Source organism: Microcoleus sp. A006_D1 (assembly GCF_036702805.1).
Lineage (GTDB): Bacteria > Cyanobacteriota > Cyanobacteriia > Cyanobacteriales > Microcoleaceae > Microcoleus.
The window spans coordinates 374,214-399,695 of the sequence record NZ_JAUBVZ010000005.1; the positions used below are offsets into that span (position 1 = coordinate 374,214).

The following is a 25,482-nucleotide window of genomic DNA, read 5'->3' on the forward strand; positions in this document are numbered from 1 at the left end:
TCCGGGGCACCTACAAACATCGCTACTCCTAACTGGGAAATTGTTCGACTTTAGCTTCAGCTTGCAAAGTCAGCACACCAGCTTCCACATCTAGCTGCTGAATTCGCAGCGACATTCCCTCCATTTCAAAATTTCGCAAGTTTAAAACTTCACCAGCTTTATCGGCCAAAGCAGCAGTCAACTCCGGCGAAAATTCCTTGTTTTCGGGATACTCGACATCCTGAAGAGAAATTGCCCAACCGCCCGCCGCAATCTGAGGTTTTGCTGTAAAATAAATCTTTTCAGTTGATGCAGTTTCCTGCACCAATACCTCAGCATTTAAAGCGATTTTTCCGGTTGCTAGCAACTGGCACTCCACAGTTTTAACGTCTATTGTCAGCAGTTGTCCGTCAACAGTAACTTTTAAGTTGTTCAGTTTCCTGCTGATATATTCGGAATTAAAAGCGCGGTTGATATCGCTTTCTGTTAAAACTGCCCGCGCCTTACCGAAGGCTGGCCCGTTCAGTTCAATTTTGCCAAACATAGCGCTCAGGGGATTAACAGCAATATCTTTGACGTGAATTTGCAATTCTTCCACGCGCAAATCTTGCTGCATTACCAATCCTTTGCCCTCAACGGCAACTGCCTCAACTTGTCCCTGGGCTAGCTGGCCGGGATCGGTGTTGACTGTGACAGACAAACTTTCTGAGCCGTCTAATTTGCTAGCAATAGCAATCTCGGCAACTTTGTCGATCGCCTGTTCACCTAAACTCCGATTTTGTTGAAGCACGCTCGAAATTCCTAATCTTGTTTAAGAAATAGTAGTTAATACCTAAGTCAGTTAGCGTCTTCCTCTCGACAGGTTTCTCGGAGCAAAAAAACTCCGCCAAAGACAGAGGGTTTTATAGCAGTGGACAGTTGACAGTTGACAGTTGACAGTTGCAGAATCAGGAAATCAAACCGTTTAGGCTATGGGTTAGGAGGCTCTATTCATGAGGTTATTTATGTCCTAACCGCTGTGGCGATTGCTATAACTTTCAGTGCCAAAATTAATTCATCGCCATTAAATTTTTTTTTTTCTATCGGCTACAAATAGCGGCAGGTGCGCGATCGATCGCCATCACATCGCCGTTTTTGTCCGTTGTAGAGCCGCCAACCATCAAAAACTCGGATTTTTGCCAAAAGTATTTTCGAGAAGCTCGATCGCCCGCTACAATAAATAACAGCCGGCACCGCCTTTTGCAATGAATCCAGAATCAACTCTCGCCAGACTACAAGCTACACTTCCCGACGGAAAACTGCCTTCTAGCTACGGGGTATACTTCAAAAACACCCTAGTAGCCCTGTGTCACGCCCTAGAAGACCACATCTTGCAAACCAGCGACGGGGACGATATCGCACTCCAACCCCTAGTTTTGGTGACATTTCAGCAGGGAAAATGGTATTTGCAAGAAGCCGATCGCTACTTCGATATTGCTAAGGCTTCTCGGCAGGTTGCGATCGGCGCAGTAGCCGACAGCGGCTTCGCTACCCACAAAACCGGCCAATTAGAAAATGTATCTTTAATAGAACTCGATGAGCTCGATCCCATCATCCAAGAATGGAATTTAATCATCCTCGCCCCGACATACAAAGCAATGGTGCTTTGCCGCGAACTTTCAGCCCAGGAATACTTGCCCGAGGGCAAGCCTGATGTAGATACAGAGCGAAAATTCTACGGTTTGTGGTCGTTTGACCAGTCGTTAGTGTCGGCGGCAGCAGAAATTTTTATAGAACAAACGCGACATTATAATTCCTCCCTAGCCGACAGTTTGCTAGAAATTCACCACCAAATTCTCGCCACCAAAGGCCCGCCCTTGGCAGATATTAGCGGCGTGGTAACGCGTATCGTCACTTACCTGCAAAGTTCTCAGCAGCAAATGGTGGCAATTAACCGCCAAACCCGCGATTTGTGGGAATTGGAAGGTCAAGCTTTGCGCGTCAGCCGCAATTTGAACGCTAACAAACTGCAAGCTTTTCTGCGGATGGCCCAGCGCGTGGACGAACGCGATACCTCAAATCCCACAGCGTCTTTGCAGGTGGCGGCTTTGTCGGAAACTTTGGGTCAATTGCTGGATTTGCCGGCTTTGCAGTTGCGCCGGCTGCGGCTGGCGGGATTGCTGTTTCGAGTCGGCTTGGTTTCTGCCCCGAATGAGGTGTTCGATCGCACTTCCGATAAATTCGACGAAGGAACTCTATCATTTTGGCGCGATCGCAGTTTCATCGGTTCCCAACTCCTGCAAGCAATGCCGGAATTATCACCAGTCGCCGAAATTGTCAAGCACAAACTCGAAAATTGGGACGGCAGCGGCAGGCCCGAAGGTTTGCGAGGCGAAGATATACCCATTGCTTCGCGGATTTTGGGGTTGGTTGCTTGTTTTCAAGATTTGACTCAACCGCGCGGCGATCGTCCGGCATTGAGTTTGACGGAAGCTTTGGAAGAGTGCCGGAAACTATCGGGTATTCGCTTCGATCCAGCTTTGGTGGAAACTCTCGGCAATGTCGTCAGACTCGCAGACATGGGTTTGATGGAGTTACCCACGCGCCCCAGTCAACTGCCGAATGTCTGGTTGGAGGATTTGGGCGATCGAACTCCCGCAGCAGCCCCGGCATTATAGAATGACTTCGGTAATTCAGTGGACAGTGGACAGTGGACAGTTGACAGTTATTGTATGGTGCGTCAGGACTGAATGTTGCACCACAGATTAATCCTTTCCCCCTGACACACCCTACGGATTCAGACTAATTCCGCAACCTGTTTTTTCTGCGCGGTGTTCACTCTAGCGATCGACAACTGACAACCCAACGATCAGCTTTTCGGGCAAGCTGTCAACTGACAACGTGACAACTGCCAACTGACAACTGACAACTGTCAACTGACAACTGACTAATGACTAATGACTAATGACTAAAAACTAATGATTAATGACCTCGAAGCCATACGCAAAGGCAAAATTCATATGTTGGCCGGCATTGATTTAGCCGGCGCAGACTTAGCGGGAGCCGATCTCGCCGGTGCAGACTTGTCTCAAGCCAACTTGATAGGAGCTAATCTCGCCGGCGCTAACTTGCAGCGGGCGGTGCTGCGAGCCAACCTTCGCGGTGCTGACTTGAGCGGTGCAGATTTGCGCGGCGCAGATTTTCGGAATGCTGACTTGCGGGGGGCTTCCTTGGCTAACGCTTTAGTCCGCGATGCCAGTTTTGGGGGTGCTTTTTTGACAGGGGCCTCGATCGGCAATTTGGATTTGACTGGTGTCGATTTTCGCGGCGCGGACTTGCGGGGCGCGAATTTGTCTCGCGCAATTTTGCAGCAGGCAGATTTGAGCAATGCCAATTTATCCGGTGCTGATTTGTCCGGTGCTGACTTGGAAGAAGCGATGCTGAATGGAGCCGTACTCCGTGGCGCTAACCTGACAGGGGCTAATTTGCTCTGTGCTGCGATCGAACAAACTGTCTGGGATGGAGCTTTACTCGATCGCGCTTGTCTGCAAGGCACTCCCCTCAGCCCTTAAATTTCAAAAATGTTACTTTAAAGGCAGACTAACAAAACAACATCTACTTATAACGTGAATAAGCACAAGTTATTTTAACAATTCTTAATGGGAGGTTATAATGACGACTGTAGATCAGCAAACGCATAAATGGTAGCAGCTTTGTTTAGCGGTACATCCTTTCAAGGTCAAAGTGGCGATCGCCTTGTCAGCAAAGTAGCAGGAGCTGCGATCGCAGCCTTATTCAAACGTTCTGAAAAGGCAGAAGCCAACATCCGAGTCGAACCTGTGGCCAAACTATTGCAGGGAAGCATCGACGGTTTCGACTTCGTTGGCAAAGGTATGTTGATGTACAACGGCCTGCGCATAGAAGTGATGGAACTTTACTTGCAAGCACTCTCCATTGATTTTGGAGCGATTTTTGCAGGTCAAGTGAAATTGCGCCAGCCTACCCAGGCAAATATGCGAGTCGTCTTAAGTCGATCGGATTTAACCACCTCATTCAATACACCTTTTGTAGTTGAAAAACTCCAGAAGCTGACTTACCAAGAGCAATCTCTGCACTTTCAAAACACAGAAGTCAGCTTCGGGGCCGACAAATCAATTCGGCTTCAGTCCGAAATTACGATCGGCAATTCCAGCGAACCAGTCAAAATAGATATTACAGCTCAATTGCAAGTAGAAGACCGACGCAAAATCCAATTTGTCAGCGTTACTTACGGCGGCGGGGAGCAAGCAATAGACTTGGCTCAAGCTATAATTGCCCACGTAAATAACTTGCTAGACTTAGACAAATTTGCCTTAGAAGGCACTCAACTGCGAGTAGACCGCTGTCGAGTTCAAAACGACGAGCTGGTTTTTTACGGTTGGGCTGGCATCGAACAGTTCCCCAAAGGCAAGCCCTAAGTCTGGGCCTGCTGAGGTAGGCAAGAAACTCAGATTCGTTTGAGGAATTTTATAGCTTAACAAAACAACCCGCCTGGGCGGGTTTTGCTATTTTAGCCACAGTTTTGAAGCTGTGGCGTTGCTAGCGTAACGTTGCTCTATATTCCGGCGTATTTCCAGAACTAATCTGTGGCGGATTTAATTTGTCAGCTACTGCGTACTTAAATTCTTTTGGCGTGAGAATTTATAGCGCACCATCAAGCTTAAATTTAAATGCAAAATAGCTTATTCCCTGCGATTCTAGATCTCGTCTCAAAATCAGCACTCAGGTTGAGGCGATCGCACAAATTAGCTTGATAAACTAATCTAATGACTTGTACCCTAGACAAGAGACACCCCGTTTCTTGGTAAATGCTCAGGCAACTCTAATTTATCCTAAAAACCGGGTTCATGAGCGTAAGCCCAATATAAAATAAATAACCCCAAAAGAGGAAAAATGCTTGGATTATATTTATTTGGTCTCTACATCGCAGTCTTGTCCGTGTTTGCCGCGCCCAGCCGCCGCGGGCCAGAGAAATGGTGGGTAGAAATCGTCACAGATTTGCCCCGCTGTACCTACTATTTTGGCCCCTTCGACACCGACAAAGAAGCCTCCAGCCATACTCCAGGCTACATCGAAGACTTGGAAAGCGAGGGAGCCAAAAGAGTTAGCATCCGCATCAAACGGTGTCATCCTTCGGATCTCACCATCTGCGAAAGTGAATTCTCAGAGAGTATCGCTGCTTAATGATTTTGATAAGTTCAGGCGCCAGAAACCGGGTTTTGTGACTGCTGATACTCCCTCTATCGTCAGAAGTATCGGTTAAACAACCCGGTTTTTGCGCGTCAAGAGTTCGCCAATTCTGTTTGAATTTTCTAGGTTCTACCCTACGCGACATTTACGGCGTTTTTCATCGTCCAAACATGAGCTGAATATTTCCTATTACTTCTTCCTGAAGCTATAACTAAAGCCTCAACAATAATATTAAGTATCGTCTTATTCAAGTCCTTGCTTAGCCTAGTTTTTATTTATAGCGGAGGCTTAAATCTTGGCCTCTTCTCCACCAAAATGCTGATGTTAGCGAGCATTTACTCTCAACAATTACGGTGGCAAAATCAGCACTGACGATGATGCGATAGAGCTATTTGTCCTGCTAAGTTAAGAACAATAAAAACTACTTGACTGCGGGGAGAGCTACTATGTTCGGACTTTATTTATTCGGTATGTACGTTGCTGCTTTCTGGATACTGACTCAACCGATTGGGGGCAGTAGAGGTCGCGAGTGGTGGGTAGAAGTTGACACGGATTCACCCAAGCGCACGTATTACTTTGGCCCTTACGAAAGCAAGGATGAAGCTTCTAATAATACCAACGGCTACATCAAAGACCTGGAGAACAAAGGAGCTAAAAAAATTAGCATTAACATCAAGCAAGGTCGCAAAGACAGTCAGTTAACAGTTACCGATGAGTAATACCATTTTTTCAAATCATGCAACAGTAATCGAGCGGGTGTGTCGCCATTCTTCAATCTCTGGTATTTCATCTAAAATCTAATAGCGACGCACCTTACAAATTGAGTGAACGAAACAAACTCAACAATTTTTTGTAGCAACCTTTTTTCTAAACGGTATTAGCCGATCGCACCAGTAGTCACTCCCCAGAATTATAAGATTAAAGCACCATCTGATTGAGAGTGTTGCGAGGATTAAAAGTTCGATTTGTGTTGATTTTCTCGTAGCATTCGCGTTCGAGATCGGTAAGTTCTTTCGGCGGCACGATCGCAATTTTCACCAACAAATCAGTGCGCTCATCTTTCTTCGGTTTCGGCCATCCTTTACCCCGCAACCGCAAAGACTGACCCGATCGCATCCCCGCCGGAAATTTTACAGTTATCATACCTTCAGGCGCCGGCACTTCAATTGCAGCTCCCAACACCGCTTCGTCGGGAGTTATCGGCACTTCGCACACCAAATTCTCTCCCTCAAACTGAAAGAAAGCGTGAGGCAAAACTTCTAATTTTAGGTACAAATCTCCCTGCTGCTTCGTGTACGGGTCAACTTGACCTTTGCCTTTTACCCTAATTTTGCTGCCAGTTTTCACTCCAGCCGGAATCGAAACTTCGCCCGTAGCGACTCGCTTGGAAGTGCCGCGAAATGCTTCCCCCAGAGTTAGAGAAATCGTTACCTCAGTGTCGCGAGAGGTTCCTGTGCTGCGGTTTTCGTACCCCGCGAAATCTTCAAATCCGCTGGGCCCGCCGCTGCTGGTGCGGTAGTTGCTATAATTCCACTGAGCGTTGCGGCCATTACCCGCACTGTTGCCGGCCGCGCGGCCGAGCAAAGCATTAATAAATTCGTCAAAACTGCCGTACTGGCTGAAGTCAACGCCGCCAAAGTCTACAGTCGTACCCGCCCCGCCCGGCCATCCTCCAGGAGTTGTAGCAGCTTGCTTCCAATATTGACCGTATTGGTCGTATTTTTTGCGTTTTTCTGGGTCTGAAAGCACTTCGTAAGCTTCGTTTACTTCTTTAAAACGAGCTTCAGCTTCTTTGTTCCCCGGGTTCATGTCCGGGTGATATTTGCGGGCTAGTTTGCGAAAAGTTTTTTTAAGTTCGTCTGAGCTGACAGTTTTGTTGAGTCCCAAAATAGCGTAATAGTCTTTAAAATCTGTTGCAGCCATTAACCAATCCCCTCTTTATTAGTTGTTAGTTGTCAGTTGTCAGTTGTTAGTTGTTAGTTGTTAGTTGTGACAAAAAATAGATGCCCAATTAGCAGGATGGCAAAATTATAGCAACCCCGCCCGACGGTGAGGACGTTATTAATTTCTGAAACCCTTCCGCAAGATTGCGACTTCCATTTCTCTTATTCCTTCTGCCTTATTTTTTATTCCTTGTGCTATAGTTTGATGCCGCAGGCAAAACTGCCTGCTGTACCTCATTTAAATTATAGGTTATCAAAGGTTGGGACTCGATCGAGTTCGGTTGTTGCTTGCGAGACATCGCAATTTCCACACCCCGCTACTGTTTGAGAGGTTCAGGAGTTGTGCAGCTTCGGGATTTTGGCGCGGCGGACACATCGAAGGCTCGGAGTGCCGCCGTCGCCCTGGCGAGCCGGGGATAGCAGATGCGGCTGCTGTTGGTGCTAACTCAAACACAGCGTTAACTGGCGCGGACGATCGCTCTTTTTACTCTTTTTTTGCGGTGCGCGGTGCGATCCTCTTCGTTGGCGTAGCCCCCGTAGGGGCGGGCTTCAAATCGAGGCGAACGCTAACGAACTTTTATTTCTCTAGCTTTTCACCCAATGCAAATCCTAACAGGTTCTCATCAGCAAGTTCGATGGAATCTGCTGCCTGAATTCTCACCGTACTATACCTTAAAGCGCGCAGTAATTCAACAACCTTTCGAGATATTTTTTACTTCCCTGACCGATGCTGTACTATCTCATTTCGATCGCCTCTGTATAGACTTAAGTCACAGATATACAACATAATTTCTCCCTTGTATGTTAAGTAGAACACACACTTTCAGAAAAATTAAGATAGGATAGTATATCAATCAGCTTTTAACGCTACGAGGGTGCTAATATTATGAATTATTTGCTGAGTTGGCCTTGCGGCTGCTGCGACGATTGGAAAGATAATTCCGAGAGTTGTGTTGTACTCAGAAACGGGCAGCGCATATGTCAGTCGTGCTACGATCGCAAATACCAGAATCAGAAGCTATCCGCCAGACGCAGGCGAGCGAACATATCTGTTTCACAACAGGCGGTAACAGAGACAGTGCCATATTAATGCGCGGTGCTCTTACCCTGCAAGTATTTTTACAACCTCAATCAGCAGTTGCAATTAATAATGAAATAAAAAATTTTCAAGTCATCAGTCATCGGTCATTGGTAATCTATCACTAATTTAGTTATTTATCATCAGTCACTTGCCAAGCAGGTGACAGATTTTAAATTAAAAAACTAATGACTGACAACTAATGACTAATGACTGATTACTAAATGATTGTTCCATCAGGAATGGTGGCATTTTTTAGAACTACGACAATGCCGCTGCGGATGTAAAAACCAAGGTTTTCGCGGTTAGCTTCTTCCACTCTTTCTTTATTGATGATTTGAACGTTACGGCCGATGCGAGCATTTTTATCCACAATCGCGCGGCGAATTGTAGTATCTGCACCAATACCGAGGGCGACGCCGCCGTGATCCAAATTTGAATGCCTCTCAGCGTCTGGTTCGTAGAAGTCAGCACCCATAACCAGAGTATCTTGAATCGTACATCCAGCTTCAATGCGCGATCGAACTCCCAACACAGAATGGTCGATCCGGCACTGTTTGAGAATGCAGCCTTCAGCAATAATCGATTCAGTCACGTGAGTATCTAAAAGCTTAGTCGGCGGCAAGAAACGCGGGCGAGTGTAAATCGGCGCATTTTCATCGTAGAAACTGAAAGGCGGCTGAGGCTGTTTTGTCAGCGCCAAGTTAGCATCATAAAAAGCCTCAATGGTTCCGATATCTTCCCAGTAATCGTCAAACAAATAAGCTTGAAGGTTGTGGTCTTTTGCAGAATTGGGAATAATCTCTTTACCAAAATCAGTTTGGTTTGGAGATTCTTTCAGAAGTTTAATCAGAACTTCTTTTTTGAAGACATAAATCCCCATCGAAGCAATGTAAGGACTTTCCTGAGCCTGCTGCGCGGTCAGTCCCAGTTTAGTCGTATCCACCTGCATTTGTTTGAGCGCATCACCTTTTGGCTTTTCGCTGAAAGAAATAACGCGACCGTTGTCGTCGATTTTCATCAAACCAAAATCCGAGGCCCGCTTCTCGTCCATTGGCAAAACCGAGAGGGTGACATCGGCGTTGGTTTCGCGGTGTCTCTCCACAAACTTCCGGTAGTCCATGCGGTAGAGGTGGTCGCCTGAAAGAATCAAGTATTCATCAACGTCCCACTGTTCTAGCAGCGAGAGATATTGGCGAACGGCGTCGGCTGTCCCTTGAAACCAGTTGGGGTTTTCCTGAGTTTGCTGGGCGGCGAGTACCTCGACAAATCCCTCGGTGAAGCCCGAAAACTGGTAGGTGCGAGAGATGTGGCGGTTGAGGGATGCCGAGTTGAATTGGGTGAGGACGTAGATTTTGACTACTTCGGAGTTGATGCAGTTGCTGACAGGAATATCGATGAGGCGATATTTGCCTGCGAGGGGAACTGCGGGTTTGGCTCGCAGTTTGGTTAGGGGGTAAAGGCGGGTGCCGACACCGCCACCGAGGATGATGGCTAAGACTTTTTTCAAGGAACTTTCTCCCTAGGGTCGATGAACTCTCCAAGTCCAGTGTCGGATGGTGAGGGCTTCTTGACAAGGGGGGGAGCGAGAAAGTTTTGAGTTTTGAGTTTTGAGTTCAGTCGCTTACGCAGAAACCGGGTTGTTTAATCCACATACTTTGTTCAAACCCTCAATAAGAGTTAAAAAACCAAGTTTATCAGATTTGGAGTGCTTCCGGGACTGGAGTTATGAGTTTTGAGTTGTAAGTTGTGAGTTAAAATACTCATCAATAAATAATGGATATTTAAAATTTTTTTTAGTTTTGAGTTAAAATGCCTATGAATAAATAAGGGCAGTTTAATGAAAGAATAAGGTTCGGAGTTTGGGTTGTTAATTACAAGTTGTCTGGGTTAATTCCCAGTTCTGGCAATTTCTCCATCTTTCGCTCGATCGCACTTTTGTGATTTTTCCCATTAGCCGATCGCACCTTGTACTCCAAGTGCGCTCTTGTTATGCTTGAGTGTCAGCCTGTTCTTTTTCCTGGCATTCCTGTTCTCTGAGCTTGTCTAACTCCACAGCAGCTCGCTGCCGCCACCCGTCGGGACGATAATTTTCTAGGGTAGAATCAGTTTGAAATCTAAGATTGACTGCAAATTTGTGTCAGATGTTACGATTTGTCGATCGACAAAACTTGACCGAGCGTGTATTTTTCTACCAAAAGCTAGATTCCCTAGTAACCTCTGCTACGGTAGCCTAAGCCGTAAAAGCTAGGAAAAGTGTATGCAAATTCAAACGCCTGACTGGGTTAAACACGCCGTATTCTACCAAATATTCCCCGATCGCTTCGCCAAAAGCAAACAGCCCCGCAAACGCCTGCTGCAAAACTTCATGTGGGAAGAATGGCACGAATCCCCTACCCTCCAAGGCTACAAGGGCGGCGACTTGTGGGGCGTTATGGAACAGCTAGACTACCTGCAAGACTTAGGCATAAACGCAATTTATTTCACCCCCATATTTCAGTCAGCCAGCAATCACCGCTACCACACCCACGACTACTATCAAGTCGATCCGATGTTAGGCGGCAATCCAGCTTTTAAAGAGCTTCTAGACGCCGCCCACGCTCGCGACATCAAAATCGTCCTCGACGGCGTATTCAACCACGCCAGCCGTGGCTTTTTCTTCTTCCACGACATCCTCGAAAACGGCCCCCATTCTCCTTGGATAGATTGGTTTAAAATTGAAGGCTGGCCGCTATCCGCCTACGACGGTAATTTTCCTGCTAATTATGCCGGTTGGGATGGCAATCGAGCACTTCCTGAATTCAATCACGATAACCCAGAAGTGCGAGAATACATCATGGAAATCGCCGAATATTGGATTAAATTCGGCATTGACGGCTGGCGGCTGGACGTTCCTTTTGAAATTAAAACAGAGGGATTTTGGCAGGAATTTCGCGATCGAGTCAAAGCAATTAATCCCGAAGCTTACATTGTCGGCGAAGTTTGGGAAGATGCCAGAGAATGGCTCGACGGCAGTCAATTTGACGGAGTGATGAATTATCTTTTTGCTGCCCCGACGATTGCTTTTGCAGCGGGCGACAGAGTAGATTTAGCTCAACTGGAAGGTCGTTCTTACCATCCCTATCCGGCGCTGTTTGCTAAAGAGTACGGCGACAAAATTAAGCACGTTTTGGAACTTTATCCGTGGCCGATACAGCTAACTCAACTTAATTTGTTGGCCAGTCACGATACAGCCCGGTTGCTGTCAATTGCTGGAGGCGATAAAGCTAGCGTCGAACTTGCTACTTTGCTACTGTTAACTTTTCCCGGAGCTCCCAGCATTTACTACGGCGATGAAGTTGGTTTGCCCGGTGCTCTCGATCCCGATTCTCGCCGTAGTTTTCCCTTAGAAGCTCACTGGGAACTTGATGTTTTAGATTATCACAAGCAGTTGATTGCTTTGCGGCACAAATACGCTGCCCTCCGCACTGGAGATTACCAAATTCTGTTTGCTGAGGGAACCGTTTACGTTTTTGCCCGAATTTTGGGGGATGAGGAAATAGTTGTGGCTGTCAATGTCGCGACAGAAGAAGCTCATATTAGCTTTGAGGCTGGTAGTTTGAAATCTCCTCACGAGAAATTGCTGTTCGGTAAAGGCGAGTTTGTTTGGAAAGGTGAAGGGGAAACTCGGCACTTAAAATTGATGCTGCCGGCGCGATCGGGCTTGATTTTAGGTTCTGCTAATTAGCAGTAATCTGCTCAGAAACCAGGTTTTTTAATGGAATTAAGGGTGGTTATCCAGTATTTTCGTGAAACAACCCGGTTTCTGGCAACCTCTGCGTAAGCGGGAGCATCTCTAGATGGCAATGCCGCATTTTTTATTGAAGCGATCGCACTTGATTTAAATGCTCCCGCCTGTGCCGGTGCTTCCCCATCAATCTCCTACTCCCCGAATTAATCATAGCGGTTCGAGGGAAATATGAGGTACAAGTTGAGATTTTAGATTCGGGAATTTGAGATTTTAAATTCGGGGATTGGGGGGATTGATGCCAGGTTAATCCCCCCCTAGCGTCAGCATTATAAGTACAGTTGCATTCAAGAAAAAATGCTTTTTGCAACCCAGAGATGTGATCCGTGTCAACAACCCTCCGTTGCAATATTTCGCAATAATTGTTTGGGAGTAAGTAAGATTTGGTATAAATAATATATATAAAAAAATCTCCATTATTTCTCAGGATATGTAATAATGCAAAGGTTAAAAATATTAGTGGCGTTCCCTCGGTTGAGGCGCTGGTTTGCTCAAAATTTGGGGGTGAGCAACCTTCGCAAAGAACAAGTATACTTGGACATTGCTCAATCCGTAACGCTGACCGATGCGAGCTATTGGATTCAAGTTTTGTTTGCTGCTGGCATCGCTACCCTGGGTTTGGTGTTGAACAGTCCAGCGGTGATCATTGGCGCGATGCTGATTTCACCCTTAATGGGGAGTATTTTGGCCAATGGCCTGGCCCTAGCCACAGGAGACGTGATCTTAGCGCTGCGAGCTATTTGTAACCTAATTTTGAGTTGTGCCCTTGCCATTGCCTTTGCAGTTGTGTTGGTATCGATTTTGCCTTTTAAGGAAATGACTAGCGAAATTTTGGCGAGAACTCAGCCAAATTTGCTGGATTTAATCATTGCGCTATTTTCTGGGGCGGTGGGAGCAGTGGCTATTTGTAAAGAAGCTAAAGGAGTTGTCACGTCTATTCCGGGGGTTTCGATCGCAGTGGCGCTGATGCCGCCGCTGTGTGTGGTAGGTTATGGTATTGCAACGGCAGTTAGCCTCAGTCCTGGAAGTGGATTTGCAGTGGCGCGAGGGGGAGGTTTACTGTTTTTTACCAACTTAATCGCCATTACCTTTATGGCGATGGTGGTGTTTTTGGTTCTGCACATTGATACCTCTCCGGTGCGGGAACGAGTACGTGCATGGCGGGAAAACAATCAAGAAAGCATTTGGATGCAGTCGTTGGTCGATCGAATTCCTGCATCGGAGCGATTGAAGCACGTCGGCAGTTTGCCAAGTCGCCTGCTGCTAATTTTGATGACTATTTCATTGACTTCGATTCCTCTGTATCAATCTTACAATCAACTTAGCGACGAAATCTCTCGCAAGCAGCAAGAAAATCAACTGCGTAATAACGCTACAGAAATCTGGCAAAAAAACTTTGGTAACTTTTCTGATGGCAAAGTCCGATCGTACATCAGCCAACTTTCGTTTCGAGAACAAGATCGTAAATTGGTTGCCCAACTTCAGGTGGTTACTGGCAAAGTCTACACCCAAACCGAACGAGAGCAATACAAGCAACTGCTGTCGGTGAAGTTGCGGAGGCCGTTGGACTCAATTGCTCTGAATCTGATTCAGATTCCCATAGCCTCTAACGACGTGTTACCAAAAGTTTCAGAAAAAATTAAGGCGGCGCCACCCCCCACAATTGCCGAATTGCAATCCAGTTTTTTGAGTAGCCTGGAGTCTGCCCTCGATTCCCTGATGTTACCTCTCCCGGCCCAATTGGTAAGTTATCAGGCGATTAGCAGCCCAGTGATGCCGTTAAAAATTCAAATTATTTACTTGAGTCAGCGGGATCTCGATCGCGATGGACAGGCATTGCTGGTGCAGGATATCCGCAGAGAATTAAATTACCCCACAGCCGATGTCAACTTCAATCGGATTGCGCCGATTGCTGCAACAGTTACCTTTGCATTAAATCAATCTGTAATTGCGCCCAATCAAACTCAATTATTAGATAAACTGGGTAAGACTGTGCAGCAAAATCCTACATTGCAGATTGAAATGATATCTAGCCAAGGCCCATCGGAAATTGGCTCGACCGCCCAGAAGCGATCGCAAGCAATCCGCAATTACCTGCAAACAAAATGGCAAATTGAACCCGATCGCTACATTACTAAAACTGGAACAGCAACCAAACCCATTGTCCAATTGAAAATAACTCTCAAAAAACTGCCCAAAAATTCCTCACCATCTGTTCTACTGGATATGGTTGAAGGTGAATTGAGCCGTTAATTACGAATCGGAATTGAAAAAATGATTGAGACAAGTGTACAGGAAGTGGCGATCGAAGAAAATCTCAAGCAATTTTTGCTAGTGCTTTCAGTTTCTTTGAGTGTAGCCACTCTGCCACAAATTTTTAGTTGGTTTCGCCGAATTCCCTATACACTACTGCTGGTGATTGTGGGATTAGGGCTAGCCTTCGTAGATGTGCGATTGGTCAATCTTTCTCCCGAATTGATTCTGTTGATTTTTTTACCGCCACTGCTGTTTGAGGCTGCTTGGAATTTGAAATGGTCGAGTTTGAAACAAGATTTAATTCCTATTTGTCTTTATGCTGTTTTCGGTGTGATCATTTCCATTGCGGGTGTGGCAATTGGTTTAAATCAACTAGCAAATCTTTCTTTGGCAACTGCGCTGCTGATTGGGGCTACCCTTTCAGCCACAGATCCGGTTTCGGTGACGGCTTTGTTTCGGGAGTTGGGAGTTGGGAAGCGTCTCACCACTTTGATGGAAGGCGAAAGTTTGTTTAATGATGGGATGGCAGTTGTGGCCTTTGGATTGCTGGTGGCCTTCTCTGAGGGAACCGCTAATTTATCGCCGGGGCCGATTTTGCTCCAGTTAATCACAGTGGTTGGGATTGGGCTAGGGATTGGGGCGCTGATCGGGTTTGCCATTTCTTATCTGACGCAGCGGTTCGATCTGCCTCTGGTGGAACAGTCTCTCACCTTGGTTTCCGCCTACGGCACCTACTTGATCGCAGAGGATTTAGGTGGATCGGGGGTGATTGGAGTCGTCACGACGGGGCTAATTTTGGGCAATTTTGGCTCTCGCATCGGCATGAACCCCCGCACTCGGATCATTGTGAGTGAGTTTTGGGAATTTTTAGCCTTTTTTGTGAATTCCATTGTCTTTTTGCTGATTGGTGATCAGATTCGGTTTGCGAGTTTGGGCGAAAATCTGGATGCGATCGCCGTGACGATTGTAGGGGTGATTTTAACGCGGGCGATCGCCATTTACGGACTGGGGAGTCTGAGTAACCGTTTTGCCCACTCCGCCATTCCCCTGCCCGATCAAACGGTGCTGTGGTGGGGAGGACTGCGGGGTGCGGTGTCGGTGGCTTTGGCTTTGAGCGTACCTGAAAGCCTGCCGGGACGAGATGTGGTGATTGCAACGGTTTTTGGGACAGTGCTATTTACCTTACTCGTCCAAGGACTGACCATTCAGCCTGTCCTGGAAAAACTCGATCTGCTCGGCGACGGGCCCCTGCGCCAGGAGTATCTAGAGGCGATCGCCCGTCAGGCGGCCCTGGGTAGGGTGCTGCAACGCTTGGGTGAAGTCAAGCAAAATCCAGGAGTTGAGCCGGAGTTTTATGAGTATCAAGCATCGCTGGTTAAGGGGGAACTAACCCGCCTGGAAACAGAAATCGATCGGCTTCAAAATGAATATCCCGATCTACGGACGTTTATTGCTGAGCAACTTCGAGGAGAATTGCTGGCGATCGAAGCTGACACCTATGCTGAGTTTGTGCGATCGGGTAGATTAAATCAAGAACTGTCTCTATTTTTGGGAGTTGAAACAATGGAATAAAAACTATAAAGCAATACGGTTCACTTAAGACAGATATCCCTGGCACACCCCTTAAAAAGGGGGACAAGAAAGCTCTTAAAGTCTACCCCTACTCCCCGACTATCCGGGGGATTTAGGGGGATGTCCGGGAAATAAAAATTGTTAAGTAAACTGTATTGAACTATAAATAACTTATGCTAAGAAGAACAACTTTGACCTGCTATCCCGCTTAAAAGCATGGTGAATTATCAATCGAATTATTATCACTAAGACCGCAGATGATAGAATTTAATAGGGTTTATTTGGTAATGACAAAAACAATCAATATCTTCTTTATTGCCACACAACTGCCTTTAGATAATGGCGATCGCTTCCTGCAAATTATCCTAATTTTTTTTAGCCGGAGGCATAGGAATATTAGCTGGAATGGTAGCGATCCCAACTTTGAGATTAATCTTAACTTGGTTTGCCCCAAGCTTATTGACAAAAACTTATATTCGTGTATTGTTTGCCTCTAGAAACCTAATTTTAATATTATTAACTCTGTCGGCGATGGAAGTCATGTTAGTTTTAATTCCTCAAACTACATGGCTAAAATTAATGGAATTTTGTTTTAGTGCCGGCATCACTTTCTGTAGCGGTTGGCTAGTGTCAAGTTTATTTAGAGACATTTTTAATACCACAATTTTAGGCGTTACCTTTGAGTCAAACCCAAAAGTAAGAGGCGAGTCTATCTTTTTACTTCGCTATCTGGGAGACTTTGCGATCGGTATTGGGGTGATTTTAGTTTTTTGCATTAGCCATAGGATCAATGTTGTGGCCATACTTGCTAGCTTGGGGATTGGAGGTATTGCTATTGCTTTTGCTGCTCAGAAGACTTTAGAACAATTTTTAGGAGGAATTGTATTAACTCTCGATCGCCCTTTTCAAGTTGGAGACTATATTGGCTTATCCGATGGGCCTATGGGCAAACAAGGCACTTTCGGACGAGTAGAAAGTATTGGCTTAAGATCGACAAAAATTCGCACCTCTGGTAAAGGAACTCTCACGGTTATTCCTAATAATTCCCTGACTCAAGCTACCATCGAAAACTTTACAGGCGCAAAGAAAGTCATGTCTGTAATGATGCTAGAGTTTCCCGAACAGGTATCCGCCGACGAGCAAGCACTAATCCGCAAAACCATCATGGAAAGCACTATGGACATTTTTGGTTTAGACTGGCGCAACACAGAGGTTTCCTTCAGTAACAACCAAGCCCAAATTTCTTTTTTCATTTTGGGTTCTAATGAATTATCTATGGAATTGAGACGGCAATTGCTGGATCTGGCTACCCAACAAATCACCAAACAACTCCAAAAACATAATATTTCTTTCACCATTAACCAACCAACGATTTATGTGGATGCTCCAATTCCTATTTAAGCGATCAATGAAGCTGATATTCTTATTTGCGATAGCTTTGTTTCTGGCGACTTTTCCGATGAGTTTTGCTCTAAGTGCTGACGGCCCTCGTTCTGCTATAGTAGTTGATGGCATTCCGCTGTTTTATTTGCAACCTGTCGATCGATTTTCAGCCTTAGATCGTACCCAATTTGCCAATGATTTGCTGGCTGATGCGATCTCTAATGAGAAAGTCATAAATTTTGATGTGCGTAACGATCCCAATTCAAGCGCTACCTCAATTTCCTTAAACAAGAATTACTTGTTGACAGTTACAGCAAACGATGTTTTACCAAACTTTTCTTTGTCTCAACAAGCTAAGCAATGGGAAAATATTCTAGAAATGGCAGTCGCTAAGGCTAAAAAAGAACGAACTTCACAATACATTTTGCAGCGAAGTTTGTGGATTTTAATTGGCCTAGGAATTATTATACTATTGCGGTTTTTGTTGGTAATTGTCGCCAAAATAGCTAAGTGGGAAACTGGTAGTTTCCCCAAGGTTTTTTTTTGTTTTGCCTGGTTAGCGATCGCCCTAGTGAGTTCGGAATGGTTCCCGGTATTGCGAAGTATTCGCTATCAGATTTTTTCCCCATTTTCTCAGCCCCAGTGGCTAATATTTTTAGGAGCATTAGGAGGGTCTTTTGTATTTAGTCAATACGCTCCAGCCTTACTGAGATTTGCCATCAAAAAGCTAGATATCCAATCAGCAGAAAATATTTATCTGGAAATTGTTCAACCGAGCGATCGCCTTGTGCAATTTTCAGTCCTCTGTATTTGTATCAGTTGGTCTCTTAACTTACTCGAAACATTAGTACCAGTTGTGTATGGGCTGCTCAAACCGATTGCTAATTTATTTGTAGTTGGCTGTCTGTATTGGTTATCTACAAAAGTTACTAGCCGCTACCTGCGTACCTATGGATTCAAGTTTGGGGGGAAATTTAATCCCAGTAGCGATGATGCAATTTTAGTATTTGAAACTGTGTTTAATATCTTTATCTTCATTGTAGCACTGGTGGCATTTGCCCGCAGCGTAAACTTTGACTTGATTGGTTTGGTTGCTAGTTTGGGGTTAGTTGGTTTAGCCGTCGCCTTTGCAGCCCAAAAAATTCTCGAACAACTGATTGCTACTTTAGTATTGTATTTAGATCGTCCTTTTGTTACTGGTGACTATATCCGTCTACCCGCTGGAGAGCTGGGGAAAGTAGAAAGTATTGGGTTGCGATCAACAAAAATTCGTTCTCTTGGTACGGGTACAATTATTGTGATGCCCAATTCCATCTTAGTCAGTGTAGAAATTGAAAACGTTACTCTTGCCAAAAAAATTATGGTGTTACTGTATATGGACTTTGCAAGTGCTTTAGGAGAACGAGAATATGCCCTAGTGCAGCAAGCTATCATGGAAAAAATTGCTTTCCTATCAGGAATCGATCCTAACAGCACAAATATTGCTTTCGCCGATGGATCGGGAAAAAGATTAAGGGTGAGTTTGGCAATTTTAGGCTCTCAGGATAATGCGATCGAGGTGCGTAAACGCCTACTAGAGTTAGCAAGTGCTGAAATTGCTAAATCCCTTTCAGTCCACGGTATTGTGTTTACGATGGAAAATCCTACGGTTTATGTGCAGTCCCCTGCTATTATTTGAAGACAACGCTGCCCTTACGGAAAAACTGCTTTAAAATTTCTCCGGGATTTCTGTCCCAAGTGTCGATATGTTGGTAAATTAAGCCGTCCTCATCCATTTTGTAGGTAGAGTAGCCGTTAAAGAAAATCTGAGCTTTCCAGGGTACGCGCAGTGTCCCGCGAACAGTCCAATTTGCCACAATAGTATCAGGGGCTGTCTGACTTACGTCGTGGAGGTCAAAGTAAATCTCGCTAAAAAATAGCTGCCCGTGAAATCGCAGAGTCCAAAAGATAATGCGATAGTTGATTTTTCCTTTAAATTTGTTAACAGGGTCTTGAAAATAAACATCTTTTGTGTAGATGTTGTAGGAGATGTCTTTCTCAAAAAGCGTCGGGAGATCCGCTTTCAGGGTGTCTACTGTTTGTTCTACCTGCATTTGATTTTCGATCGCCCTCAAGCTACCACCTTGTGACAATATTGTGTGTAAGTTTAAATGGATAATCTCGATCGGCAGCAAGAGCATCCAAAACTTGATACTTCTAATTATATTGTCCGCGCCGGCCTTTCTGCTGACCCAGACTTGCGACATCGAAACATTGGCACAGATTTGACAGAATACCCCCACTCCTCTGACATTCTCGCAGAAATCAACAGCGGCAAGCTGTTGATGGTAGATAGCCGTCGCCGGAACGGTCTAATTTTGATTAAACGCTTCCACGCGGAGTTTGCCGGGCCTGGGGCTGCCGTTGGAGGTGCTTTTGATGTTGACTCGCAGCAGGCAATTCCCGTGGGGGATTTTTGTTTGGTTTGCGCTCAATCTCCCGAAGCAAGACAGAAAGCTTTGGGAATTCGGCGGCATTGGGTGCGGTTAACGGAACAGTTAACGCGAAAGCCTGTAGCTTTGGAACGCGCACAAATAATTTTAACTCAGTTTGAACAATATTTTGATTCGGAAACGGTGGCACAAATTCCCGATGAAGTTTTGGCGCTTTTGGTCGGTGTATTTCCGCAAACTATTCGGGTGGCGCGACAGATTGATAATTAAAAATAGCATATATAGCAGTTGACAGTGGACATTGGACAGTTGACAGTGGACAGTTGACAGTTGCATAACCCGAATCAAACCATTGATGCAGTACGGGTATCAGCTCTATTCATTCCGGTTATTTATGTCCTCACCGATGTGGCGGTTGCTATATTTTATCCGGCAAAATAACCCCGATAAGTTGGTAGTCAGGACGAAATTTTTGCACAAAATTCATCCAGCGCTGGACTTGATTGCCAGTAATATCTAAAATTGGGAGAGAACGATTCCTCGATCCGCGTGTTGTAGTCTCATAGGAACCTTTGTTTGAGCTATCGCCTCCGGTATTCCCTGAATTTGGGTGACAGCTACCCAACTCCAAAAAATAGCAGTCAAACTTATTAGCAATAATTCTTTCGCGCATCTCATTGTTTGCTTAAAAATTTAGTAAATTTGTAACATAATTATCAATCATACTTTGATGTAAAAAACAGTTTTTGTTTCTCAATGCCTGCTCGCGTTAGTATCTTGTACTGTCAGCAATTGCAATTAGCAAAAATTTACATCCTAATTTCAGAAGGGCGATCGCCCTTTCATGAAAAATCAAGCTTTTGAAATAACTCAGCAACCGCCAGAGTAAAGTCAGGGACGATATCTTCGCCATCCAGGGAGTCCGCAGACTTCAGCAGGCGATCGGGTGACTGAGCCGATCGATAAACCAACACATACTGTTCTTTAGGATGAATCACCCAAACTAAACGCGCTCCATTCTCGAAATATTCCACAAGTTTATTGTGAATTTCTTCCACTGTATTGCTAGGAGACAGGATTTCTACAGCCAGATCTGGCGCACCTTCTAGGTAGCCATCGGGAAGCTCATCTAGCCCTTGCAAACGTTGTTTAGCCATGAAAGAAACATCGGGCGATCGCTTATTCCCTGATTTCATCTTAAAAGCAGTGCTGGAATCGAACATCGCGCCTAGCTTTTGAATGTGGACATAGCCACCGAGCAAAATCATCAAGATACTGCAAACATAACCGTGTTTTGCACCAGAGTTTCCCATATCAATTAGTTCTCCATTTACAATTTCGTAGCGGTGTCCATCTCGGTTTAGTGCCATGAATTCGGCATCAGTCCAGATTTTTTGATCCGGTGGGGTTTCAACTGGGTTTTCAGTTAGGTTTTCCGTGGGGTTTTGAATTAGAGTAACCATAGTTTTCTCCTAAACTTATATTTCTAGTTAAACAGAATATCGAACGAAAAATGGCGAAACTTCACCAATATTTTTTATTCCGTCCGCTGCACCGCAGTATTGGACTGCTGACGCTGTGCAATCTGGATTAACATCCTCAATGCCTCATTCACTGCTGCATCATTAGGAAAAGCTTGGGCAATATCGGGGTCTAAAAGCACCAAGTTTGTCCCTGCACGATATCGCTCAACATACTTACCTTTGACACCTCCTTTCATCTGAGCAAAGTCATACTCAGCCAGTAATTCGTCTTCCATTTCGTTCTCTTTATCCTTCTTCATAAAACCTCTGCTCCTGGCGTGGAGCTTTTCTGGCGCTGATAATTTGTACTTTTTCTCCTCAATCGGTATGTGCAACAATTAAAAGTTGCTCATACCTAGATATGCCAATGATAACGTGGCGACTTTATCCGATGGAATGCTGATAATCGGGAAAGGTTACAGATAGCGGGTCATTAAATACCGTTGCGGCTTCTGGAAACGAAACACCATGTTTCTCAAAGTTGAGTATCGCTTTGTCTGGATTCCATTCAAATTCCATAAATAACAGCTTTTGTTGGTCAATTCCTAACCTCTGAAGGATGAGAAAGATCGATCGCCCTTACAGACTAATCCGGCGATAGACTTCAGCCATCGGAAGCTCTATATTCAAGCTGTGCAGGGCGATCGCCATTTCAACCCGATCGTAGGCTTGCCATTGCCAGCGATCGCTATTTGGGCGATCGAGGTTATGATAATGCTCAATATAAGGTTCAGCTTTACTCACCAGCAGATATTCACAAAAACTAGCCAGAGAGCGATATTTTCGGAACTTTTCACCGCGATCGTAGGCTTCAGTAGACGGCGAAAGAACCTCGACAATCAGCAAAGGATTGAGAATTTCATCCGTGCGAGATCCATTGAATTCCGGTTCGCCATTGACAACCATCAAATCGGTGTAGGTTCCGCAGTGATATTGGGGAATCCAAACCCGCAAATCGCTGTTATACAAGCGAAAATCGGTGTCTCTCAGCAAAAATCCCAAGTAAATCAACAAGTTACAGGCGATCGCGCTGTGGACTTCTGAACCTCCTGACATAGCAATAATCTCTCCGTTACAGTATTCGTGACGTTCTTCGGCGGTTTCCTCGATCGCCCGGTATTCATCTGGAGTGAGGCGAGTCTGTGTCGCATCTGGAAGATTTGGCGGGTTGGCTTGAGCAATCACCACGATCGCACCTCCTAAATAATTAGACCTGAAATAATTATGGCTTACAGCTAGATAATTTTCCTAACGCAGAGGCTTGTTTCTGGATGGCATTCAAATGCCATAAATAACTCTCTATGCCTTTGTCCGCTGCTGCTTCACAACCGCTAAATTCTTGCTTTTCTTTTACCTTTCACATTCAACTGCTTGATAATCGATGTGTAATAATGCAAAGCAAAAAGCAGATTAATCGCAAAAAATACCAAAGTTAAAACAAAGGTAAAAAAAGACGTAAACGATAGCCCGGAAGTCATAGTAAATATCGCTAGAATGATTGAGCAAAGCCCAAAACCGGAAGCAAAAGAACTTAAAAGCAGCAATCGCACCTTAGACATAGTTAAATTTTAAAATGATCAGTAAAATCTACTTTTGGCAGCTACAGACGAGTGCCAAATGATACTTATTACTATATAGCGGAAATGCTCAGTTCCGCCAAGGGCAAAATGGCTACTTTCCTAAAAAGGTTGGAATAAGAGAGAAAAATACTGCCCGCGCTCCGGCAAACTGCTGTGGCTCGACTTAATGCCAATCAAAGCAATTCCCCAGCCTGCGCGAGCATTCCACCTGTGGCCCGTACTGCCACCGCCAGCCCAATCCCGCTGACAGCAAAGTATTCGCTTGCAGAACCGGCATTCGCCCGTTGTGCCAAAAATTGCCAATATCCGCAAACGGCGTCACCTGCAAAACAGTTTTTTGTCGCCGGTGCGCCGCGGATACCGCAACTTTGCAGCAAAAATCCCGCTATCGGCAGCAAAGCATCCTGACGGTAGCCCCGCACTGTTTCTGGGCCGCCCAAACCAAATTGTGCGATCGGCAACAGCTCACTTCCAGCCAACGGCAAATCCGATCGCACCACCATCCGCGTCTGGGGAGCCAACAACCGCACGTACTGCCCTTGACCCGGCCACGCCAAAAATTGACCGTCAGGCTCACTGCGGCTCGCGTTAGCGCCAAATGCTCACACTCCCAGACTTAACTGCGATCGCGCCCCCAAGACATCTCTCTCCCCTCTGAGTAAAATCCTGAAACAGCCCGACTCGCCGAAACCCGAGTTCTTACCCCCGAGAATCAGCCCCGGGCGACAGCCGAAAATCGACTCCCAGCTCAAGAAAAGATGTATCGCAACCGCCACATCGGTGAGGACATAAATAACTTCATGAATAGAGCCGATACCCGTACTGTATCAATGGTTTGATTCGGGTTATGCAACTGTCAACTGTCCACTGTCAACTGTCCACTGCTATACTTCTTTGACTCGGACTAACAGCAAATTAAAACCCGGACGAGAACCCGCTTGCTATTGGGCTGAGATATTTTTGACTTGGCCGCCTTCGTTGCAATCGATCGACCTCGATCGTACCCGGAATGTTGGGCAATTCTTCAGGCTGTGCCGGAGCAGGGGCGCTCTTGGCGCAGGTTTGAGCGCGGAAGGTAGAGTTCGCGGCAGCGGGTTGGGAATGGGAATTTATTGTCTGTTGTCTCCTCGGTTCGGCAACCCGGCGACTGTTTCTGGGGTCTCACTTTGGGCAAGGCCCACAAATTCCGGGATGTGGGTTTCGGGTTTTTTACTGTCTCTATCTAATTCTGAACCTGAGTATAAATCAGGAAGCCGATCGCGATCGTCTGCTGTTTCTGGATTAAGTTTTAATTGAGACTGTAAATCATGATTAACAATTGGCGATCGCCCTTTTGACTCGCCAGCAACTATCGGCTCGCCAACACTTTGAGCTGTTAGCGATGCGGGGCAAATAGCTGTAATTGAACAACCCAGTGCTAATGCCCTGAAAAACTTGATTTTACAAAACCCTCTCGAAGGTGGCAGGGGCATGACTGATTCGCAATATTTTATAGTTATTGACACTTACGAGCCGACGCGGCAGTCACAATTGCAAAGAATAAAGTTACTTTATCACTTTTTTTTAAGACTTAAATCTTTATTTAAACCTAAATATACTTGACAAAAATGTTTTTTTGTGTATGTGAATACGCTCTGAAAAAAGCTCCGACTTCCCCAAGCTAATGCTGTAGGTGGGCGGAGCATTTTATCAAAGCTGCCATCTGAGAAATAGGTAAATTTTGATAGAGCTGATTACATTTTATTGAGCTGCGATCGCAATTCTTCCAACTCAGCGTCAATCACCGGACTCGACTCCGAGGTAGGAGCAGCAGCAGCAGCCGTTTTACCCGCTGCCGGCAATTGACCTTGAGACACAGAACCTCCGGCCAGTTGAGCCTTCATCTGAGCCAACTCGTCGTCCACATCGCCACCGCTTTCGAGCAAGCGGAACTGTTCCTCTAAATTGCTGCCGCCGGCCGCCAGTTCTGCTGAAGCTCCGGCGCGAGCTTCTATCTGCAAAACTTTTTCTTCCATGCGATCGAAAGCTGCCATTGAACTGCCAGTATTCATGGAGCCAATGGTATTGTTGAGCTGTTCCTGAGCCTTAGCAGCGGAAATCCTCGCCTTGAGCATATCCTTCTTCGTCTTGGCTTCGGAAATCTTGCTCTCCAAACCGATCAAGTTGCGCTTGAGACTTTCCACCTGACCCGATTGCTGATCCAGACTGGATTTCAGGGTAGCCGCCGTTTCAGCGTGAGACTTTTTACGCACCAGCGCTTCCCGCGCCAAAGTCTCGTCTCCTTTTTGCAGGGCGAGCTGAGCGCGCTGCTGCCACTGGTTAGATTGAGATTCAGCTTGATTGTACTGAGTCTGGGTGCGCTTTTGGGTGGCGATCGCGCTGGCAACGGCTTGACGCAACTGCACCAAGTCTTCCTGCATATCGGTAACGGACTGTTCTAAAATCTTTTCCGGGTCTTCAGCTTTGTTGACTATATCGTTAAGATTGGCTCTGACGACTCGGCTAATGCGGTCAAATAATCCCATAATGCTATTTTTCCTGGTGAGGTGTACGAAGTAGGCGGAAAGCAGGCTGTAGGCATTAGCCCGCAGTTGTGAGATTCAGTTGGTCAGATTTTTAGTGCGATTTAGTTTTCGGCAATTTTTACAGATAAATCTAGTTTAAAGCGATCGAGTCAGTGATGCAGGCAAGCTTATTTCTGCACCTGTCTATTGAGTTTAACTTTGATCCGCGAATTCCCC

At 45.7% G+C, this 25,482-nt stretch carries 25 protein-coding genes; 12 read left to right on the forward strand and 13 right to left on the reverse strand.

The window, feature by feature from the left end:
- Window positions 1-28 precede the first annotated feature (28 nt).
- Together QUB68_RS12130 and QUB68_RS12135 are read right to left on the reverse strand one after the other, a co-directional pair.
- Window positions 29-769 carry an LmeA family phospholipid-binding protein gene (locus tag QUB68_RS12130; protein ID WP_332992579.1) on the reverse strand — a complete coding sequence of 247 codons (741 nt, stop codon included), beginning with the start codon at window positions 767-769 and terminating at the stop codon, window positions 29-31.
- A 296-nt stretch (window positions 770-1,065) separates the two neighbouring features.
- Window positions 1,066-1,212 (reverse strand): hypothetical protein, encoded by a 147-nt coding sequence (locus QUB68_RS12135; protein ID WP_332992581.1) that lies wholly within the window; start codon window positions 1,210-1,212, stop codon window positions 1,066-1,068.
- A gap of 11 nt (window positions 1,213-1,223) precedes the next feature.
- Between QUB68_RS12135 and QUB68_RS12140 the strand changes: the two genes are divergently transcribed.
- The 5 genes from QUB68_RS12140 (at window position 1,224) to QUB68_RS12160 (ending at window position 5,906) form a co-directional block, all read left to right on the forward strand.
- Window positions 1,224-2,636 carry an HD domain-containing phosphohydrolase gene (locus tag QUB68_RS12140; protein WP_332992583.1) on the forward strand — a complete coding sequence of 471 codons (1,413 nt, stop codon included), beginning with the start codon at window positions 1,224-1,226 and terminating at the stop codon, window positions 2,634-2,636.
- A 300-nt stretch (window positions 2,637-2,936) separates the two neighbouring features.
- Window positions 2,937-3,530, forward strand: a complete 594-nt coding sequence (locus QUB68_RS12145) for a pentapeptide repeat-containing protein (protein WP_332992585.1) — start codon at window positions 2,937-2,939, stop codon at window positions 3,528-3,530.
- 129 nt (window positions 3,531-3,659) lie between these two features.
- The gene (locus QUB68_RS12150) at window positions 3,660-4,415 is read left to right on the forward strand and encodes an LmeA family phospholipid-binding protein (RefSeq protein WP_332992587.1); all 756 of its coding nucleotides are present in this window, start codon (window positions 3,660-3,662) and stop codon (window positions 4,413-4,415) included.
- A 475-nt stretch (window positions 4,416-4,890) separates the two neighbouring features.
- Window positions 4,891-5,181, forward strand: a complete 291-nt coding sequence (locus QUB68_RS12155; RefSeq protein ID WP_332992589.1) for a DUF1816 domain-containing protein — start codon at window positions 4,891-4,893, stop codon at window positions 5,179-5,181.
- 452 nt (window positions 5,182-5,633) lie between these two features.
- Window positions 5,634-5,906 (forward strand): DUF1816 domain-containing protein, encoded by a 273-nt coding sequence (locus QUB68_RS12160; RefSeq protein ID WP_332992591.1) that lies wholly within the window; start codon window positions 5,634-5,636, stop codon window positions 5,904-5,906.
- A gap of 199 nt (window positions 5,907-6,105) precedes the next feature.
- Here QUB68_RS12160 and QUB68_RS12165 read toward each other — a convergent pair whose 3' ends face one another.
- Complete coding sequence (locus QUB68_RS12165; protein WP_332992592.1) at window positions 6,106-7,110, reverse strand: J domain-containing protein; 1,005 nt, start codon at window positions 7,108-7,110, stop codon at window positions 6,106-6,108.
- A gap of 998 nt (window positions 7,111-8,108) precedes the next feature.
- Here QUB68_RS12165 and QUB68_RS12170 point away from each other — a divergent pair.
- A complete protein-coding gene (locus tag QUB68_RS12170) occupies window positions 8,109-8,336 on the forward strand; it encodes a hypothetical protein (protein ID WP_332992594.1) in 228 nt (75 codons plus the stop codon).
- A gap of 92 nt (window positions 8,337-8,428) precedes the next feature.
- Here the strand turns inward: QUB68_RS12170 and QUB68_RS12175 are convergent, their stop codons facing one another.
- A complete protein-coding gene (locus QUB68_RS12175) occupies window positions 8,429-9,718 on the reverse strand; it encodes a glucose-1-phosphate adenylyltransferase (protein ID WP_332992596.1) in 1,290 nt (429 codons plus the stop codon).
- Window positions 9,719-10,468: 750 nt separating this feature from the next.
- On the opposite strand from QUB68_RS12175, the gene QUB68_RS12180 reads away from it, so the two are divergent.
- The 5 genes from QUB68_RS12180 to QUB68_RS12200 all read left to right on the forward strand — a co-directional run bounded on the left by QUB68_RS12180 (window position 10,469) and on the right by QUB68_RS12200 (window position 18,884).
- A complete protein-coding gene (locus tag QUB68_RS12180; RefSeq protein ID WP_332992597.1) occupies window positions 10,469-11,935 on the forward strand; it encodes a glycoside hydrolase family 13 protein in 1,467 nt (488 codons plus the stop codon).
- Window positions 11,936-12,433: 498 nt separating this feature from the next.
- A complete protein-coding gene (locus QUB68_RS12185; protein WP_332992599.1) occupies window positions 12,434-14,248 on the forward strand; it encodes a DUF389 domain-containing protein in 1,815 nt (604 codons plus the stop codon).
- A 21-nt stretch (window positions 14,249-14,269) separates the two neighbouring features.
- On the forward strand, window positions 14,270-15,823 hold the full coding sequence (locus QUB68_RS12190; RefSeq protein ID WP_332992601.1) for a cation:proton antiporter: 1,554 nt from the start codon (window positions 14,270-14,272) through the stop codon (window positions 15,821-15,823).
- Window positions 15,824-16,228: 405 nt separating this feature from the next.
- A complete protein-coding gene (locus tag QUB68_RS12195; RefSeq protein WP_332992603.1) occupies window positions 16,229-17,224 on the forward strand; it encodes a mechanosensitive ion channel family protein in 996 nt (331 codons plus the stop codon).
- Window positions 17,225-17,231: 7 nt separating this feature from the next.
- Window positions 17,232-18,884 (forward strand): mechanosensitive ion channel family protein, encoded by a 1,653-nt coding sequence (locus QUB68_RS12200; RefSeq protein WP_332992605.1) that lies wholly within the window; start codon window positions 17,232-17,234, stop codon window positions 18,882-18,884.
- Here the strand turns inward: QUB68_RS12200 and QUB68_RS12205 are convergent.
- Window positions 18,877-19,299 (reverse strand): DUF2358 domain-containing protein, encoded by a 423-nt coding sequence (locus QUB68_RS12205; protein ID WP_332992664.1) that lies wholly within the window; start codon window positions 19,297-19,299, stop codon window positions 18,877-18,879. The two genes, QUB68_RS12200 and QUB68_RS12205, sit on opposite strands and share 8 nt — an antisense overlap.
- Window positions 19,300-19,356: 57 nt before the next feature.
- On the opposite strand from QUB68_RS12205, the gene QUB68_RS12210 reads away from it, so the two are divergent.
- Window positions 19,357-19,908 (forward strand): hypothetical protein, encoded by a 552-nt coding sequence (locus tag QUB68_RS12210; protein WP_332992607.1) that lies wholly within the window; start codon window positions 19,357-19,359, stop codon window positions 19,906-19,908.
- Between the two features lie 148 nt (window positions 19,909-20,056).
- Here QUB68_RS12210 and QUB68_RS12215 read toward each other — a convergent pair whose 3' ends face one another.
- From QUB68_RS12215 to QUB68_RS12250, 8 genes are all read right to left on the reverse strand, one after another.
- A complete protein-coding gene (locus tag QUB68_RS12215; RefSeq protein ID WP_332992609.1) occupies window positions 20,057-20,311 on the reverse strand; it encodes a hypothetical protein in 255 nt (84 codons plus the stop codon).
- A 169-nt stretch (window positions 20,312-20,480) separates the two neighbouring features.
- Window positions 20,481-21,101: a Uma2 family endonuclease gene (locus QUB68_RS12220; RefSeq protein WP_332992611.1), complete on the reverse strand. Its 621-nt coding sequence runs from the start codon at window positions 21,099-21,101 to the stop codon at window positions 20,481-20,483.
- Between the two features lie 74 nt (window positions 21,102-21,175).
- A complete protein-coding gene (locus tag QUB68_RS12225) occupies window positions 21,176-21,421 on the reverse strand; it encodes a hypothetical protein (protein ID WP_332992613.1) in 246 nt (81 codons plus the stop codon).
- A 124-nt stretch (window positions 21,422-21,545) separates the two neighbouring features.
- A complete protein-coding gene (locus QUB68_RS12230; RefSeq protein WP_332992615.1) occupies window positions 21,546-21,680 on the reverse strand; it encodes a BrnT family toxin in 135 nt (44 codons plus the stop codon).
- A gap of 60 nt (window positions 21,681-21,740) precedes the next feature.
- A complete protein-coding gene (locus tag QUB68_RS12235; protein ID WP_332992616.1) occupies window positions 21,741-22,349 on the reverse strand; it encodes a Uma2 family endonuclease in 609 nt (202 codons plus the stop codon).
- Between the two features lie 565 nt (window positions 22,350-22,914).
- Window positions 22,915-23,298: a hypothetical protein gene (locus QUB68_RS12240; RefSeq protein ID WP_332992619.1), complete on the reverse strand. Its 384-nt coding sequence runs from the start codon at window positions 23,296-23,298 to the stop codon at window positions 22,915-22,917.
- A gap of 552 nt (window positions 23,299-23,850) precedes the next feature.
- On the reverse strand, window positions 23,851-24,213 hold the full coding sequence (locus QUB68_RS12245; RefSeq protein WP_332992621.1) for a hypothetical protein: 363 nt from the start codon (window positions 24,211-24,213) through the stop codon (window positions 23,851-23,853).
- A 261-nt stretch (window positions 24,214-24,474) separates the two neighbouring features.
- Complete coding sequence (locus tag QUB68_RS12250; protein WP_332992623.1) at window positions 24,475-25,266, reverse strand: PspA/IM30 family protein; 792 nt, start codon at window positions 25,264-25,266, stop codon at window positions 24,475-24,477.
- Between the last annotated feature and the right edge of the window lie 216 nt (window positions 25,267-25,482).

Bases quoted from the DNA above. Each gene is read 5' to 3' on its own strand.
- QUB68_RS12140 (WP_332992583.1), top strand. From the start codon at position 1,224: ATGAATCCAGAATCAACTCTCGCCAGACTACAAGCTACACTTCCCGAC.
- QUB68_RS12145 (WP_332992585.1), top strand. From the start codon at position 2,937: ATGATTAATGACCTCGAAGCCATACGCAAAGGCAAAATTCATATGTTG.
- QUB68_RS12150 (WP_332992587.1), top strand. From the start codon at position 3,660: ATGGTAGCAGCTTTGTTTAGCGGTACATCCTTTCAAGGTCAAAGTGGC.
- QUB68_RS12155 (WP_332992589.1), top strand. From the start codon at position 4,891: ATGCTTGGATTATATTTATTTGGTCTCTACATCGCAGTCTTGTCCGTG.
- QUB68_RS12160 (WP_332992591.1), top strand. From the start codon at position 5,634: ATGTTCGGACTTTATTTATTCGGTATGTACGTTGCTGCTTTCTGGATA.
- QUB68_RS12165 (WP_332992592.1), bottom strand. From the start codon at position 7,110: ATGGCTGCAACAGATTTTAAAGACTATTACGCTATTTTGGGACTCAAC.
- QUB68_RS12170 (WP_332992594.1), top strand. From the start codon at position 8,109: ATGTCAGTCGTGCTACGATCGCAAATACCAGAATCAGAAGCTATCCGC.
- QUB68_RS12180 (WP_332992597.1), top strand. From the start codon at position 10,469: ATGCAAATTCAAACGCCTGACTGGGTTAAACACGCCGTATTCTACCAA.
- QUB68_RS12185 (WP_332992599.1), top strand. From the start codon at position 12,434: ATGCAAAGGTTAAAAATATTAGTGGCGTTCCCTCGGTTGAGGCGCTGG.
- QUB68_RS12190 (WP_332992601.1), top strand. From the start codon at position 14,270: ATGATTGAGACAAGTGTACAGGAAGTGGCGATCGAAGAAAATCTCAAG.
- QUB68_RS12195 (WP_332992603.1), top strand. From the start codon at position 16,229: ATGGTAGCGATCCCAACTTTGAGATTAATCTTAACTTGGTTTGCCCCA.
- QUB68_RS12200 (WP_332992605.1), top strand. From the start codon at position 17,232: ATGAAGCTGATATTCTTATTTGCGATAGCTTTGTTTCTGGCGACTTTT.
- QUB68_RS12205 (WP_332992664.1), bottom strand. From the start codon at position 19,299: ATGCAGGTAGAACAAACAGTAGACACCCTGAAAGCGGATCTCCCGACG.
- QUB68_RS12210 (WP_332992607.1), top strand. From the start codon at position 19,357: ATGGATAATCTCGATCGGCAGCAAGAGCATCCAAAACTTGATACTTCT.
- QUB68_RS12215 (WP_332992609.1), bottom strand. From the start codon at position 20,311: ATGCGCGAAAGAATTATTGCTAATAAGTTTGACTGCTATTTTTTGGAG.
- QUB68_RS12220 (WP_332992611.1), bottom strand. From the start codon at position 21,101: ATGGTTACTCTAATTCAAAACCCCACGGAAAACCTAACTGAAAACCCA.
- QUB68_RS12225 (WP_332992613.1), bottom strand. From the start codon at position 21,421: ATGAAGAAGGATAAAGAGAACGAAATGGAAGACGAATTACTGGCTGAG.
- QUB68_RS12230 (WP_332992615.1), bottom strand. From the start codon at position 21,680: ATGGAATTTGAATGGAATCCAGACAAAGCGATACTCAACTTTGAGAAA.
- QUB68_RS12245 (WP_332992621.1), bottom strand. From the start codon at position 24,213: ATGCCCCTGCCACCTTCGAGAGGGTTTTGTAAAATCAAGTTTTTCAGG.
- QUB68_RS12250 (WP_332992623.1), bottom strand. From the start codon at position 25,266: ATGGGATTATTTGACCGCATTAGCCGAGTCGTCAGAGCCAATCTTAAC.